Genomic DNA, 16,923 nt, shown 5'->3' with positions numbered 1-16,923 from the left:
AAATCCCCTTTAGCAATGATAGAAGAAATCAGACAAGCCTACCCGGAGGCCTACGTGGCCATTAATGAAGCAACCATAGATTCGGAATTTTCCATGGCCTCTGATGTGCTGACCTGCTCCCTGCTTAAAACACTGGCTGGTTCAAAACCAGGCGGTGATTTTCTGGAGCTGGGTACAGGAACAGGATTATCAACCTCCTGGATCCTGGATGGGATGGATGCCGCATCTTCCCTGATTTCTATTGACAATGACGAGCGGTTTTTAGCCATTGCCAGAGATTTTTTAGGTACTGACCAGCGGCTAAAGCTGGAATGTATGGATGGAGGGGAATGGCTGGAGAAAAACAGCACCAAAAAATTCGACTATATTTTTGCCGATACCTGGCATGGAAAATACCTGATGCTCGACGAAGCGATCAACCTGCTTAAACCGGGTGCATTCTACATTATTGACGACATGCTGCCACAGGACAACTGGCCGGAAGGTCATGCAGAGAAAGCAACAAAACTCCTGGAAACATTGGAAAAACGGGATGACCTGCTGATTACCAAGCAATGCTGGGCAACCGGACTGGTTATTGCAACAAAAAGAAACAGATAGTCAGCTTAAATTCTTTTTCTCCTTACCTTTAGCATCTGGAACTGCCGCAGGAAATGGATGTTAGAAAAGAATACATTTTAAGAGATTTTGATTTTTCGGAATTAACCACCTTATTTATATTAAAACACGTCAATGAGCAACCGGATACGGGGGCGAGGGGGTATTACGACCTGCTTCCCGAGGACATCCGCATTGATGCTGTTTTTTTTAGTCATCCTGGCAGCAGCATTCCTTTTCCGGGAGTTGGCCTGACGCAAAGCGGAAACACAACGGTCCTGACCTGCAACTGTACAGACACCAGCAACAAATTGTGCACACACCAGACACAGGCTTTGTATAACCTGATGGAACGCCCGGCAATCCGTCTTTTCTTTGATGCAAAGTTGCGCGGGGAAAGGATGAGGCTGCAGGCCAAAGATTATGGCCTGGAAAAAGAAGAAAACCTTGCCAGCTTTTTTGAGCTGGAATACGAAAACGGAAACACCAAAATCAAAACCGTTAGAAAAGAACTTTTTCCGTTAAACGGCCAAATTAAGCAGGAGCTTAAAAATACCCTGCTGCCAAAACAAGGCTTGCAATTGCCGGTTTCCATGGCAGCTAAAAACAACCATAAAATGGGACTGGTCTTTGGGCAGCACCGCTTTTACAGTCACCTTACACTGGAGCTGATAGAGGCGCAAACCACCCTTGAGGGCAAGTTTAAAAACCCAATAAACACCATAAGCCCCTCAGACCTGCTCTGGAAGACAGAAAGCAAGGAGGAATTGAAATTCTATAGCGGGGTACTGAAGTTTCAAAACAACTACAATTCAGAACGTACGAGCTCGGACCTGGACGCCCTAAAAGCACTGGCAAAGAATCCCTTAAAGCTGAACATATTTCTTCATGATGCCAAAGTATCGGGCAACCTCACTGCAAGCTCCATTGTACCCATACAGTTAAAAAGCGGAACCGCAGACATGAGTTTACATGTAAGTCAGCGGCAGGAGTTTTATGAAGTATCCGGAAAACTGACACTGGATGGGACGGATTATGCCCTGGATCAGATTCAGTTGAAGTATCATTATTTTATTCAGATGAACCGGGACCTTCACCTGATTGACAATCCTGATTTTTTAAGGGTGATTGATTTCTTCAAACAGCACCATGACCGGATGCTGATCCACCATTCTAAATTTGAAGCTTTCCAGGACGACATCCTCTCCAAGCTTGAAAACAGGGTTAAAGTAACCTACGACTACCTGAAGGCCGCGACAAAAAAACAGATCGAAGAAAAAGGCTTTGACCTGGAAAATGAGCAGCTCATTTACCTTTCTGAATCTGAAGATTTTGTATTGCTCACTCCGGTGATGCGGTATGGCGATCTGGAAATCCCCATCTTATCCAGGAAACAAATCCGCTCCAGAGACCGTAACGGCAATCTTTTCACCTTATCCAGGGATACAGCCGCAGAGCTTCAGTTTACCTCCAATGTGGTCAGGCAACATCCTTATTTTGAGGAACAGCTGGAAAGCAACGATTGCTTTTACCTGCACAAGACCCGCCTTTTAGAAAACAGCTGGTTTCTCCATGCTTTTGAAGAGTGGCGGAACAAGGGCATTACGATATTGGGTTTCAATCAGCTAAAGAACAATAACCTGAACCAGCATAAGGCCAATATTTCCATCAATGTGATGAGCGGAATTGATTGGTTTAAAACAGCTGTAAAACTTAAATACGGAAATCAGGTCGTTTCATTAAGGCACCTGCATCAGTCTATCCGCAATAAGAACAAATTCGTAAAGCTGGATGATGGCACAATGGGAATCCTTCCCGATGAATGGATCGCGAAGTTTACCAAATATTTCAATGCCGGGGAAGTGGTAGAGGAACACATCCAGACCCCCAAGATCAGTTTTACAGCCATTGAAGAGATGTACGAAGATCAGCTCCTTGATGAATCGGTGAAAGATCAGCTTGCCATTTATAAAAAAAGGCTTTCCGGCTCAGATACCATTACCGAGGTTGCCATACCGGAAGGATTGAATGCGACCTTAAGGGAGTATCAGAAACAGGGCTTAAACTGGCTGAACTTCCTCGATGAATTTAATTTTGGTGCCTGCCTTGCAGATGATATGGGATTAGGGAAGACCATACAGATCATCGCCTTCATTTTGTCGCAAAGAGCAAAACTCGGACATAATACCAATCTGATCGTCGTTCCTGCATCCCTGATTTTTAACTGGCAGCAGGAAATTGCCAAATTTTCGCCTTCCATAAAAGTACTGACCATTTATGGGACAGACCGGATTAAAGACCACCGTGATTTTGATCAGTATGAAGTACTGATCACTTCTTACGGCACACTGCTTACCGATGTCAGGTTCCTGAAAGAATATCGTTTCAACTATATCTTTCTTGATGAATCACAAACCATTAAGAATCCGGAATCCCAACGTTATAAATCCGTTCGCCTGCTGCAATCCAGGAACAAGGTGGTGCTGACAGGAACACCGATTGAAAACAACACCTTTGATCTTTACGGGCAACTGTCTTTTGCCTGTCCGGGTCTGCTTGGGAGCAAGCAATACTTCAGAGAGATTTACTCTACCCCGATAGACCAGTTTAAGGACCGCAGGGCGGCTACACAATTGCAAAACAGGATCAACCCTTTCCTCTTAAGGAGAACAAAAGAGCAGGTGGCCAAAGAACTGCCCGATAAAACAGAAATGGTCATTTATTGTGAAATGGAAGCAGATCAACGCAAAGTTTACGATGGTTATGAAAAGGAAATCCGCGATTACCTGACCAACCAAACGGATGCAGAGGTGGCAAGTAATACCATGAACGTCTTAAAAGGCATCACCAAACTAAGGCAGATTTGTAATTCTCCGGCATTATTGAGTGAAGATGAGTTCTATGGCAGTTCTTCCGCCAAGATGGAGGTATTGCTGGAGCAGATAGAGAATAAGTCCAGGCAGCACAAGATCCTCGTTTTCTCCCAGTTCGTTGGCATGCTGGACCTGATAAAAAAAGAACTGCAGGACAGGGGGATTCCTTTTGCTTACCTGACAGGACAGACCAAAAACCGGGAAGCGGTGGTCGCTTCTTTCCAGGAGAATCCGGACATCCGGGTCTTCCTGATCAGCCTGAAAGCGGGAGGAGTGGGGCTAAACCTGACACAGGCAGATTATGTATACCTTGTCGATCCCTGGTGGAACCCCGCAGTAGAGAACCAGGCCATTGACCGTACTTACCGTATCGGGCAACAGAAAAATGTAATTGCGGTCCGCCTGATTTGTCCGGATACGATTGAAGAAAAAATCATGAAACTACAAGCTTCTAAAAAGGACCTCGTCAGGGACCTGATCAAAACAGATGCTTCCATTTATAAGTCCTTAACCAAAAAAGAATTGCTCGCATTATTCAGTTAATAAGACATAAATATTACATTAATTTAAGGTAAATTTTATGTATATTTAATGTTAAGCGAAGCTATTCTTATGGACCGTCTTTTCAAAATTTTCGGGACGCTATTTCTGATGCTTACTTTGACAACCGCTTATGGTCAGGGTAAACAGGGGATTGCTTTTGAATTTTATCAGGGGACCTTTAACACAGAAATCGATACTTCTGTGATTGTCCCTGCACCGGAGCTTTCGGAAAGATCAATCAAATCGGCTTACGAACGCCTGAATTCCGGTGATTACCAGCCGATCATAGATTCCCTGATGGCTTACCGGAAAAGATATGAACTGAACGACTGGCTGTATTATCAGCTGATCCGCAGAACAGCACAGCAAATTAGTCCTAAAGGAGACAATTATAGCCGGTATACCTTATATAAATGGTTCTTTTTAGCGAAGTCAGGCTATGATGCCAGACTCGCCATCAGCAAAGACAGGATCATTTTCTACATTTTCAATGATGAAGACATTTCGGATATCCCATTCTTTATGGTAGACCAGAAGAAGTTCATGTGCCTCAATTATCACGACTATCCCAAAGCAGACCTGAACCAGGACCCGCCCGTTCCGGTAACGATTGCCGTTGCAGGAGCTACAAAATCCTTTTCTTATAAAGTGACTAAACTGCCGGATTTTAAACCTGACAATTACTTTGAAAAGAAACTGGAATTTGTCTATAAACATAAAGCTTATCATTTTAACATCAAGCTGAGCAAGGATGTGGAGGCCATATTTGCCAATTATCCGGGGGTAGATTTCGAAAGTTATTTCAACATTCCATTGAGCAAAGAAACCTATGGATCGCTGATCCCATTGCTTAAAAAAAATGTAGCGGGAATGAATCAGAAAAAAGGGGTAGACTATTTAATGCGTTTCACGCGTTATGCTTTTTTATATGAGGATGATCAGGCCAATTTTGGCGTAGAAAAACGTCTTTCTCCTGAAGAGACCTTATTTGCCAGCCATAGTGACTGCGACGACCGGGTCGCCTTGTTCTTTTACCTTGTCAAAGAGATCTATAACCTGCCCATGATTGCGATGTTATATCCTACGCACATCACCATGGGCGTTCAGTTTGATAAGCCCATCGGCGATGCCATCGTTTACAAAGGAAAATTGTATTCGGTTTGCGAACCTACGCCACAAAAAGAAGACCTTCCCATTGGTGCAATCTCTGCAAAATTGAGAAATACACCTTATCAAATCGTATATCAATACGACCCAAATCATTAAAATAACTATATTTAGTTGCCTTAATTTAATAGGGCTAATCCTGTTTATGACCAAGAGACTATTGTTGTTTTTTTCCGTATTGTTATACTTTGTAAATGCTGTTGAAGGGCAGGTTTCTCCCTTAGACAACCGTAATTATATCTCCTCCAGAAAAGGGCTACCGGATGCTTTCCGGGTTTTTAACAGTCAGAAAAAGGCTACTGTAGCTTTTCTTGGCGGATCGATCAGCACTGCACCCGGCTGGCGGGATTCTGTTTGTGTCAGCTTACAGCGCCGGTTCCCCAATACTTCCTTTCACTTTATTGCCGCCGGTATTCCCTCACTGGGCAGCTTACCGCATGCTTTCCGCCTGCAAAGGGATGTCCTGGATTCCGGAAAAGTAGATCTTTTGTTTCTGGAAGCCGCGGTAAATGACGAGGTCAATGAGACGGATAGCCTGATACAGTTGCGTGCACTGGAAGGGATTGTCAGGCATGCAAGACTGGCGCAACCCAATATGGACATCGTACTGATGTCTTTCGCTGATCCGGATAAAACCAGGGCTTATAATGAAGGGAAAATACCGGTTTCGATTGTCAACCATGAACTCATAGCTGCCCATTACGGATTGCCGTCTGTTAACCTTGCAAAGGAGGTCAGGGACAGGATGGAAAACAAGGAGTTTAGCTGGGAGAAAGATTTTAAAGACCTGCATCCTTCCCCATTCGGACAGGGGCTGTATGCGAAAACCATCAGGGCCCTGCTGGCTGTTAATTTTGAGGATGCCGCATTAACCGGCGACAAAAAAAGGGGAGTTCGCCAATTGCCTAAGCCGCTGATCAAAGGTAATTTTGAACGTGGACATTATCAGAAAATCACAGCAGCTAACTATTCAAATGGATGGAAGCTCATCGAGGACTGGAATCCATCTGATGGATTAGGAACACGCAAGGGCTTTGTTCATGTTCCTATGCTGGTAGCTACGCATCCGGAAGCGACATTAACGCTGAACTTTAAAGGTACTGCGGTAGGAATGTCGGTCGTGTCTGGTGCAGATGCCGGAACGGTGCTTTATTCGATAGACAACGGTCCGGAAAAAGAACTGGATTTATACACCAAATGGAGCAGGTCGCTGCACTTACCCTGGTATGTCCTGTTCGGCAGTAACCTCAAGGAGGGGAGCCATATTTTAAAGCTCAGGATCACGGAACGTAAAAATGAAAAAAGTACCGGAAATGCTTGTCGTATTGCGCATTTTCTAGTCAACTAACCAGCGGTTTTCTCTATCTTAGGCGCTTCAAGGCCACAAATTGAAATTAAATTGAGTATTACTGGGAGGATTTTCTTATTTCTTATTGTCGTATTATGCTCCGGGCTCAAACTGAGCGCCCAGGTGAAGCGCCTTGTGAAGGGGAGTGTAAGGGACAGTACAGCGCAAGCCATTCCAGGTGCAAATATCAGGATGATTGCCGGCAAAGATACCCTGAGTACCAATACGGATCAGGATGGAAAGTTTTCATTTGATCAGGTTCAGTCGCCGGATTTTTCCCTGCTCATCAGGAGCATCGGTTATCGCGCTGCTTCCAGTACCCATACCTTTAAATCCGGAGAAAGCATACTTCAGCTGAAACCAATTCTGTTAAGGCCGGACACCCAAATGCTGAAAGAAGTGGTGATCGAAGGGAAGGTTGTGGCCATGAAGATCAAAAAAGACACCCTGGAGTACAATACTGCAGCCTATAAGGTTCGCGATGGAGACCATGTGGATCAATTGCTGAAACAGCTACCAGGAATGGAAGTGGATGAGAAAGGAAAGGTGACTTCGATGGGAAAAGAGATGACCAGGATCAGGGTCAATGGAAAGGATTTTTTTACGGGTAATGTCAAGGAATTCATCAAGCAGCTGCCTGCAGAAATGTTCTCTCATATACAGGTGGTTGATGACTATGGAGATGAAGCGAAGCTCACCGGGATAAAGATGGGAGAACCGAGGAAGATCCTCAACCTGGTTACCAAACCGGGAAGGAACAGGGGGACCTTTGGCAATGCCGGCATCGATGGAGGAACAAATAACCGATATGGCTTTCAGACCTCCGGAAATGTATGGAAGGATGATAAACAAATCGGCCTGAATGGGAACCTGAACAATGCCAATAACAGCGCAGGGTCAACACGCGGACTTTATGCTTCAGGAAACTACCGCAACCACCTCAGCAAAAGAACAGTCGGCTCTGCCAATTATGCGTTTAACAATAACCTTAATGAAAACAACCAGTTCAATTATATAGAACGCGTTAATCCGCTGGGAACACTGTATACGACGAACGAGAACGCCTCGAAGTCGAGGTCTAACGGCCATAATTTCGACATGAACCTGCAGGGGAATTATGATAAAGAATACCTGACCGCCTCTTTAAACGGCAGTTTTTCTAACGGGCGGTCAAACAGCAGCTCCGGGAATATTCAGAAAGGAGCCATCCGCCAGGACTTGTACAACAGCAGCAATTCCAGTCAGTACAACCCCAGTCTGAACGCTAACTTTGGCTGGGGAAAAAGCTTTGCAAAAAAAGGAAGGACCATGTATGTGAACCTCTCCGGAGTTTTGGGAAGCTCAAAAAGCGACCAGGATATGATGAACAAAATAGGCTACTATGATCAGAAAACCGGGGCTTTTATCAAGGACAGCTTATTAAACCGCCTGGTGGACACCAAGAGCTCCAATGATCAGTTTACCGCCAGTGTCAGCTATAGCGAACCGCTCAGTCGCCCGGACGATACGGTGAGCACAAAAAATCTCGACTTTAACTATGTGCTCTCCTTGTCTTCCACCAATAACAGCTTACAGACCCGGGTGAGGGCTCCGAATGGACAGATCAGTTTTGTGGATTCACTGAGTAATGTATACCATTCTACATTTCTCAATAATAATTTTCGGATCAGCTACAGGTATGGCTCTAAACGCCTGAATTATACCGCCGGAATTTCTTTGCAGCCCAGTTCTTTAAAGGGAAGCTATGAAGGCCGGACCGACCGGATCAGGCAGAATACCGTCAATTTCTCGCCCTCAGGAAACCTCAACTTCGTGATTTCGCCCTCACAGGCCCTCAGTGGAAACTACAACGGTTCCAGTAATGCACCTGATTTTCAGCAATTACAACCCGTAGCGGACACCAGAGACCTGCAGAATGTGATTATTGGAAACCCGGACCTCAAGACTTCCTTTAACCACAATGCAAATATAGATTACCGCCTGTTTGATCCTGAAGGCGGACTTTCCTTCCAGGTTGGACTCAACACCAGTCTGATCCAAAACCAGGTGGTCGCGAATGTGGTCCTGGTGGGCGACAGCTTAAACAGCCTGAAACAGGAAACGCGGTATGTAAACGCAAACGGGAACTATAACATCGGAACTTCTTATACCTTATCTTATCCTTTTTCGAAAAGAAGGTTTGCTTTTACCCTGAATGGAAACCTGGACCGCGCCAATGATGTGTTGTTTACCGATGGCAGGAAGAGTTTCAGCAAGAGATTTAATTACAACCAGCAATTCAGTTTTTCCGCAAACACCGATAAGCTGAGCCTGACCGCACAGGCGAGCTATGGCCTCAATGCCAATACCTATTCATTGAGCAGTGCCGGCCAGACCAGAAATGTAGAAACCTGGACCTTTAATATTTATTCCAGGCTGATCCTCAGCAAGTCCTGGACCCTGAATTTCAACAGCTCCAAAAGGATCAACAGCGGATATTCCATTGCGGCAAACAATCCCTTGCTGATCAACGCAGGAATAGAAAAAACCATTTTCAAAAAGAGGACGGGAATGATCACTTTTGCGGTAAACGACCTCCTGAATCAGGGCAATGGCCTGAACAGAACTTTTTCCGATAATGCGGTCACAGAAAGCCGGACAGACAGGGTGACCCGGTTTTTCTTACTTGGTTTTTCTATGAGACTTCAGGATTTTGGATTACATTAGCAGACACACGATTAACCAATGAACAGACGTTTAGCCATAAAACAAGTATTGATATTTGCAGGGGGCATGGCCCTGCTACCTTCCTGTTTAAGAGAGGAAGGCAAAGTTTCCATTCAACTGAAGCACCTGGACATTTCTGCCACTCAGGAAAAATTACTGGCAGAGATCGCAGAATTGATCATTCCCAAAACAGATACCCCCGGTGCCAAAGAGCTGAAACTCCACCTTTTTGTATTAAAAATGCTGGACGACTGCTACGAAAAACAGGAACAGGAATCTTTTATAAAAGGCATGAATACTTTTGAAGGATTGGCAGGAGCAGAGCTGAAGCAAAAACTCATGGAGGTGAATGCAGGGAAACCAGGTCTCCCGAAAGAAACCGGCGATTTTTACGCCATCATGAAATCACGTACCATTGGTGGCTACCTGAATTCCAAATATGTAATGAGCAACCTGGTCATCTGGGAACTGGTTCCGGGAAGATACAACGGTTATTTCCCTGTTAAAACCGCTTAATCAAAAGAGAACATGTCAAACAAACAACATACTTATGATGCCATCGTCATTGGCTCCGGCATTAGTGGTGGATGGGCCGCCAAAGAATTTACTGAAAAAGGATTAAAAACATTGGTGCTGGAAAGGGGCAGGGATGTAAAACACCTGATCGATTATCCGACCACCAATAAATATCCATACGAATTTGAACACCGCGGAGAGTTGACACTTGCGATTCGCAAGGAAAACCCTGTGGTGAGTAAGTGTTATGCTTTCCGGGAAGATGCCATGCACTTTTTTGTGAAAGATAAGGAACACCCTTATGTTCAGGAAAAGCCCTTCGACTGGATCCGTGGTTACCAGGTAGGCGGAAAGTCCTTACTATGGGCCCGGCAGACACAGCGCTGGAGTGACCTTGATTTTGAAGGTCCTTTGAGAGATGATTTTGCGGTAGACTGGCCAATCAGGTACAAAGACCTGGCTTCCTGGTATAGTTATGTAGAGCAGTTTGCAGGGATTTCGGGCAATAAAGATGGCCTGGCAGAATTGCCTGACGGCGATTTTTTGCCTGCTTTTCCATTAAATGCGGTGGAAGATTATTTTAAGAAAACCCTGAAAGAAAAATATACCGGACGACATGTGATCAGTTCACGCTGTGCACATTTGTCGCAACCCCGTCAGGTTCATTTTGACCAGGGCAGAGGGAAATGCCAGAACAGGAATTTATGTCAGCGTGGCTGTCCTTTTGGTGGCTATTTCAGCAGCAATGCTTCCACTTTACCATGGGCAGCAAAAACCGGAAACCTGACCTTAAAACCTTTCTCCGTGGTCGAGTCCGTGATCTATGATGAAAAACTTGGAAAGGCTTCCGGTGTAAGGGTGGTGGATGCCAATACCAAAGAGGTGACAGAATATTTTGCAAAGGTCATTTTTGTGAACGCTGCTGCCATCAATACCAATCTGATCCTGTTGAATTCTACTTCTTCCCGCTTTCCAAATGGCTTGGGGAACGACAGCGGGGTCTTGGGCAAGTATGTGGCTTTTCACAACTACAGCGCAAGGATCAGTGCAGAATACGAAGGCTTAAAAGAATTCACCACCGACGGCAGAAATCCTTCGGATGGCGGTTATATCCCACGCTTCAGAAACCTGCTGAAACAGGAAACGAATTTCAAACGCGGTTATGCGGCTGGCTTCTCGGCTTACAGGAGCCCGGAAAGAGATACCTCGGGCATGGGTACCGATTTAAAAGCGCAATTGCTGAACAAGAACCTTGGTCCATGGCAAGTGGGCTCTCACATGATGGGAGAAACCATTCCTAAAAAGAGCAATTATGTGAAACTGGATAAGGACCAGAAGGACGAATGGGGAATCCCGCTTTTGCGCATCTCTGTGGATTATGATGACAACGATGCAAAAATGAAAAAGGATTACCTGGAGCAACTGACGGAGATGTTTACCGAAGCAGGGTTTAAGAACATCAGGCCAAATGACGGCGCACAGGCACCCGGACTGGACATCCATGAGATGGGTGGCGCAAGAATGGGCCATGACCCTAAAACATCAGTATTGAATAAATGGAACCAGTTGCATGACTGCAAAAATGTATTCGTTACTGATGGGGCCTGCATGACTTCTACTTCCACACAAAACCCATCATTAACGTATATGGCACTTACTGCGCGTGCTGTTGATTATGCGGTTCAGCAGATGAAGAAAGGGGAGCTGTAAGCGCTGCCTCAATTTTAATATATTCTTTTAACAGGGTGATTTGATTGATTGCCCTGTTAAAATTATGATCTTCATATTTAGCACCGTAATAGATATCGTTCTGCAGGTAATCTGCAAGGAAACGAATGGCCTGCATATAGATAATAAACTTGCCGGCATAACTGAAATATTGTTTCTCTGTATCCGTCAGGACTTCCTGCATTTCTTCCATATAACCATCATAAACGGCTTTAAAGAATTCTTTGCGGATGCTGATTTTGCTCATGTCAGTTTCTTCTTCAGTGGCTGCACACAGATAGGTCCGCATCATGTCACCTACATCACTGATGAAATAGCCAGGCATTACCGTATCCAGGTCAATTACACAAATGCCTTTATAGTCTTTGTCGAACAAGACATTATTGATCTTGGTATCGTGGTGGATCACGCGCAACGGCACTTCCTTATTGGCCACAATACTCAGATAAGTATCTACCAGGTCCTGATTGGCATTGATAAAATCCACATACACCTTTGCTTTCTCCATCCTTTCCGGATTTGCGTTTGCGCAGGCAGTTTTAAACTGCTCATACCTTAAACTCAGGTTATGGAAATCAGGAATGGTGATGTTGAGTGTTTCCGCATCAAAATCTGCAAGCAGGCTCGAGAACTTGCCGAACTGCTTTGCTGCTTCATAGGCTTCGTCCTCTTTTGTCAGGGCATTTAAAGAAAGGGAACCTTCTACAAATGGCGACAAGCGGAAATAGCCCGAAGGAGTATTCAGTAAAGATTCTCCTGACAATGCTTTTACAGGAGATACAAACAGATAGTCAGGATCTTTCGCGCTTAAAAATGCTTTTAATAAGCTCAGGTTCTTGTCTATATCTGAAGGGTTCTTAAATACATCGGTATTTACTTTTTGCAGAATGTAGCTCTGCCCGCCTGCAGTTACTTTCCATGTATGGTTAATCAGGCCATCGCCGAATAGGTTAACAGTAGTCTCATCAGAATTCAGGCCATACAATGGTAAAATATTTTCAAACATGCGTCTTATCAGAATTGGTTATAGAATTCAAACGTAATTATTTAAGTCATTAAACCATTGAGCAAACGTTTGCGCAAAATTATTTTGGGGTTGGAACAATCAATTCGGATTCTACAACTACGTTAAAATAAGCCTGTTCCGTTCCGGTTTCGTTTTTCGGGCGGTTGATCAGGTCTATTAAAATGTCTGCTGCTTTCTTGCCCTGTTTATATGGGAACTGCTCTACAGAGGCAATTGGGGTATAATCCATATAGTTAATAATCGGGAGGTTGGCATAACTTACAAAGTCTATTCCTTCCAGTTCCAGGGAACGGGTATACCTCATGGCAAACAAAGCCACGTAGTCATTAAAGGTAACGATTGCAGTTGGTTTACGCCTGTGGTTTAACATGGTGTTCATCACGTCGATGGTACCGGTTTCAGACAGGTCGCAGCTTACGATCAGAGAAGGATCAAATTTTAAACGATTGGAAATCATGGCCTTTATATAACCTTCTTTCCGCTCATGACTGGCCACTAAGGTGGTAGGTCCATTGATCATTCCGATTGTCCGGTGTCCTTTTTTCAATAAGAAATTAACCGCTTCATAGGTTCCGTTTTCCAGGTTGGAAGCCACATAATGAATATCTTTAATAGGAGGGATCCGGTCAAAAAACACCACCGGAATGTTCAGCTTTTTGAACATTTCAAAATGCTCGTATGTACTGGTGGTTTTAGAAACAGAGACCAATAAGCCATCCACACGCTGGGTTTTCATTTTTTCTACCAGCAGCTTTTCCCGGTCTGCATCATCGTGCGACTGTGCGAGTAAAACGGTGTAGTTTCGCTTGTAGGCAACATCCTCAATTCCGCTGATGGCAGTGGAAAAAAAAGATTCGGATAATTCCGGTAAAATGACACCTATAATATGAGACTTGCCCTGAAGAAACTGTATCGCCTTCTGATTTGGTTCATAATTTAGCTCAGTAGCTAGCTTTTTGACCCTCATCTTTGTTGTTAAACCGATACTGGAGTGGTCATTTAAAGCCCTTGAGACGGTGGAAACCGAAATCTTAAGTATTTTGGCTATTTCTTTTATCGTGGTAGGTTTATCAGACATGATATTCAAATATTAGAATAAACTTTCAATAACCTTGAATAATTTTAAAAAAACAATTGCGTCAGGCGCTAAATCATCCCGCTTTCAGACTAAATGTGCGCAAACGTTTGTTTGAAAATAAAAGCCCGGATTTAAATTTCAAGCGATATTTTTTGACTGAAAATTGTGTTTTAATAACCAAATCAGGACTGTTTTTAGAAATTATGTAAGTATTTGGGCTAAAAACGATCATATAATTGTTACAATTACCGGGAATCTGATTCTTTTTTGCTTAGGGCATTTTAGAATCCCGAAGAAAGGCAAAATATCAAACGTTTGCGTGCTTTTTTTCAATCGTTAGTTTGTCCCATTCCTGATATAGTATATATATTGTAATCGATTAATGCCCTGGTTAAGCCTAACCGAAGGTTTTAATTGGAACCGAACATATATAATGAACTAAATAAATTATGAACAGAAGACAATTTGTGAGAAGTAGTGGCATCACTGCGGCAGCCCTGACTGTTTTACCGGAGCAATCAATTTTTGCAGGTACCAAAGCAGAAAAGATCAAGGTTGCCATGATTGGAGTTGGATTAAGAGGCCAGAATCATCTTGATCTTTTACTGAAAAGAGATGATGTAGAATTGGTAGCCATCTGCGATGTAGAAGAGAGAATGCTGAATTCGGCTAAAGCTATGATCGCTAAAAGCGGCAAACCAATGCCTAAAATCTATACGGGTGATGAAAATGCCTGGAAGAAACTACTGGAAACAAAAGGTTTAAAAGCGATTGTTATTGCTACGCCATGGGAACTGCACAAACCGATGATCATAAAATCTTTAGAAGCTGGTATTAAATACGTAGCAACTGAAGTAATGCTGGGCATCACCCTGCAAGACCATTGGGATGTGGTACAGGCAACAGAAAAATACAACGGACATGTAATGATGCTGGAAAACGTATGTTACAGAAGAGATGTATTGGCTGCCTTAAATATGGTACGTCAGGGCGTGTTTGGAGAAATCATGCATTTACAGGGCGGTTACCAGCATGACCTGAGAGAAGTAAAATTCAATGACGGCGTAAAACCTTATGGTGGGGGTGTAGAATTTAACGAAAAAGGATTCTCAGAAGCGAAATGGAGAACCAATCACTCAGTACACCGTAACGGTGATCTGTACCCGACGCATGGTATCGGTCCGGTGGCACAATGTGTGAACATCAACAGGGGTAACAAGTTTTTAAAACTAAACTCTTTTGCAACCAAATCAAGAGGACTACATAATTATATAGTAGAAAAAGGTGGAGAAAACCATCCAAATGCGAAAGTAAACTTCCGTTTGGGAGATATCGTAACTACGACCATTGATTGTGCAAACGGAGAAACCATTATCTTACAGCACGATACCAATCTGCCAAGACCATATTCATTAGGTTTCCGCGTTCAGGGAACAAAAGGCCTGTGGATGGATGTAAATAAGAGCATCTATGTAGAAGGAGTGAGCAAACCACATGCATGGGACCCTGCAAAAGAATGGCTGGATAAATATGATCACCCGCTTTGGAAAAAATATGGCAACGATGCACAGGGTGCAGGTCATGGTGGAATGGACTTCTTCGTAATTCATGCTTTTATCGAAGCAGCGAAAAGAAATGAGCCGACTCCGTTAGATGTATATGATGCGGCAGCATGGAGCGCAATCACTCCTTTAAGTGAGCAATCCATAGAACTAGGAAATGAAACCATCGATTTCCCTGATTTTACCAGTGGAAGCTGGATGACGAGAAAACCAATCTTCGCGCTAAACGACGATTATTAATATTGAACTTTATGTTCAAAAAAAGATCAGTATATTTTTTCATACTGGTCTTTTTTTATGAATTCTCCAAAATATTTAGCTTTACACCCGGAAATTTTGGAGATTTTATTGTTATTTATTTGAAAAAAAAAGCGTCAAATCTTATTTCTTAACGTTAACTTAACATTGAAAATGCATCTTTGTATATGTTTTTAACCATTCTTGCTTTAACCTTTTTAGGGTTTGCACTCATCGCAGCGTTCAAAATGGAGACTTTTTTACAAGGTTTTTTATTTATTGTCGCTTTATGCCTCGTCGCAGGAGTTTTGTATTTATTTATCCTCTTCCCAGGGTTTTCGGGATTGGCGGTAGCAATCATGTTAGGGGCCTTTATATTAAGGCAAACTAAAAAATAATCAACTTTTATTTTGCTCATAAACAGCTAATTATGAGCAAAAGTGGTGACATCAGGGAAACGCCGAAAATCGTTTCCTATGGTCAGATTAAGGGCAAAAATCACGGAAAAAAATGTGGGTTTTTATGCCCTTTTTTTATGCTTTTTGCCCCTAAAAGTTGAGGTCAAAAAGTCAGTTTTGATTATTAATTTCAAAATTTTGTAATAATATGATAATATTATATTTAATATTTCTTAAATTTATTTCAATTAGGGGTTATTACAAATAATAATATTCATTATGAAAACATTAGGGGAGAAATTTAGAATTTTAAGACAAAAAAAAGGGGTCAACCAAAAAGCGATGGCCGATCTGCTGGACATTTCAATTCCAGCGTACTCAAAATTAGAAACAAGTATTACTGATCCGAACTTTAGCCGCATCAATCAGATCGCTGAAGTACACGGATTGAGCTTAAGAGAGTTTCTCGATGTTGGGGAAGAAGGAGTAAGTGAACACATTCAGATTATCGAACAACTGAAGGAAAAAATCAGTCAGTTGGAAAGTTCTGTAATCCGTTTGCAAAGTAAACTGATCGACTTATATGATAAGGAAGATCAGCGCAACAAAATTGCTTAAACTTTAAAAAACCTGGTCAGTCAGCAACTTTTTCATTGCATAATGGGAAGCCGCCGGCTGACCAGTCTTTCACTTGGAAATTAGGTAGAAAGAGCTGTTCAACTTCAGTTTTTCTTCAGAATAGGAAGGTATATTTGACGGTATATTTTATCGTCTTATGAACGTTGCTTTTTTGTTCAAAAACAGATACAGTGTACTTTTTTCTTTTGTAGCTGTCTTTATAGCCGCGTCGTTCCTGATTCGTCTCGGACTGGTGACAGCTACAATTGAAAAAACAGATTTTTCCTTCCTTGCTATCCTACGGATATTTACTCAGAATTCGTTTTACGAACCAGGCACGTCTGTCCTTCTGATCTCACTTTGTGTATTGAATTTACTTCCTCTGTCACAGCGAATTATAAGGTCGTACCTCAATATTCTAATGAGCCACAGTAACCTTTTTCCTGGTTCATTATTCCCGATAGAAAAGCCCACCTTTATTTCCAGAAAAAGAGCTGGGAAACAACAGTCCAGGTCATTTTCCGG

Annotated in this window: 12 protein-coding genes; 9 read left to right on the top strand and 3 right to left on the bottom strand. The window is 43.0% G+C overall.

The annotated features are described in order from the left end of the window. Positions 1-15 precede the first annotated feature (15 nt). Genes DBR43_RS28355 through DBR43_RS28325 form a run of 7 tightly spaced genes read left to right on the top strand, consistent with a single transcriptional unit; the run spans position 16 to position 11,460 of the window. A complete protein-coding gene (locus DBR43_RS28355) occupies positions 16-600 on the top strand; it encodes an O-methyltransferase (RefSeq protein ID WP_124586700.1) in 585 nt (194 codons plus the stop codon). Positions 601-653: 53 nt separating this feature from the next. Continuing rightward, the gene (locus tag DBR43_RS28350) at positions 654-4,013 is read left to right on the top strand and encodes a DEAD/DEAH box helicase (protein ID WP_124586699.1); all 3,360 of its coding nucleotides are present in this window, start codon (positions 654-656) and stop codon (positions 4,011-4,013) included. Positions 4,014-4,061: 48 nt separating this feature from the next. Next, positions 4,062-5,279 (top strand): hypothetical protein, encoded by a 1,218-nt coding sequence (locus DBR43_RS28345; protein ID WP_233603250.1) that lies wholly within the window; start codon positions 4,062-4,064, stop codon positions 5,277-5,279. Positions 5,280-5,325: 46 nt separating this feature from the next. Then, positions 5,326-6,528: an SGNH/GDSL hydrolase family protein gene (locus DBR43_RS28340; RefSeq protein WP_124586698.1), complete on the top strand. Its 1,203-nt coding sequence runs from the start codon at positions 5,326-5,328 to the stop codon at positions 6,526-6,528. A 51-nt stretch (positions 6,529-6,579) separates the two neighbouring features. Beyond that, a complete protein-coding gene (locus DBR43_RS28335; protein ID WP_124586697.1) occupies positions 6,580-9,234 on the top strand; it encodes an outer membrane beta-barrel protein in 2,655 nt (884 codons plus the stop codon). A gap of 18 nt (positions 9,235-9,252) precedes the next feature. Continuing rightward, positions 9,253-9,750: a gluconate 2-dehydrogenase subunit 3 family protein gene (locus DBR43_RS28330; protein WP_124586696.1), complete on the top strand. Its 498-nt coding sequence runs from the start codon at positions 9,253-9,255 to the stop codon at positions 9,748-9,750. Between the two features lie 12 nt (positions 9,751-9,762). Beyond that, entirely contained in the window at positions 9,763-11,460 is a 1,698-nt protein-coding gene (locus tag DBR43_RS28325; protein WP_124586695.1) for a GMC oxidoreductase, read from the top strand. Here the strand turns inward: DBR43_RS28325 and DBR43_RS28320 are convergent. Next, positions 11,405-12,484 carry a phosphotransferase enzyme family protein gene (locus DBR43_RS28320; RefSeq protein ID WP_124586694.1) on the bottom strand — a complete coding sequence of 360 codons (1,080 nt, stop codon included), beginning with the start codon at positions 12,482-12,484 and terminating at the stop codon, positions 11,405-11,407. The two genes, DBR43_RS28325 and DBR43_RS28320, sit on opposite strands and share 56 nt — an antisense overlap. Positions 12,485-12,563: 79 nt before the next feature. Then, complete coding sequence (locus DBR43_RS28315; RefSeq protein WP_199757148.1) at positions 12,564-13,583, bottom strand: LacI family DNA-binding transcriptional regulator; 1,020 nt, start codon at positions 13,581-13,583, stop codon at positions 12,564-12,566. Positions 13,584-14,032: 449 nt separating this feature from the next. On the opposite strand from DBR43_RS28315, the gene DBR43_RS28310 reads away from it, so the two are divergent. After that, positions 14,033-15,385, top strand: a complete 1,353-nt coding sequence (locus DBR43_RS28310) for a Gfo/Idh/MocA family protein (RefSeq protein WP_124586693.1) — start codon at positions 14,033-14,035, stop codon at positions 15,383-15,385. Between the two features lie 154 nt (positions 15,386-15,539). On the opposite strand, the gene DBR43_RS28305 is transcribed toward DBR43_RS28310, so the two are convergent. Then, positions 15,540-15,800 (bottom strand): hypothetical protein, encoded by a 261-nt coding sequence (locus tag DBR43_RS28305; RefSeq protein ID WP_124586692.1) that lies wholly within the window; start codon positions 15,798-15,800, stop codon positions 15,540-15,542. A gap of 259 nt (positions 15,801-16,059) precedes the next feature. On the opposite strand from DBR43_RS28305, the gene DBR43_RS28300 reads away from it, so the two are divergent. Next, the gene (locus DBR43_RS28300) at positions 16,060-16,398 is read left to right on the top strand and encodes a helix-turn-helix domain-containing protein (protein ID WP_069381434.1); all 339 of its coding nucleotides are present in this window, start codon (positions 16,060-16,062) and stop codon (positions 16,396-16,398) included. Positions 16,399-16,923: the final 525 nt, after the last annotated feature.

The organism is Pedobacter sp. KBW06, assembly GCF_003852525.1.
Taxonomy (GTDB): domain Bacteria; phylum Bacteroidota; class Bacteroidia; order Sphingobacteriales; family Sphingobacteriaceae; genus Pedobacter.
This window is presented reverse-complemented; position numbering and strand designations above follow the sequence as displayed.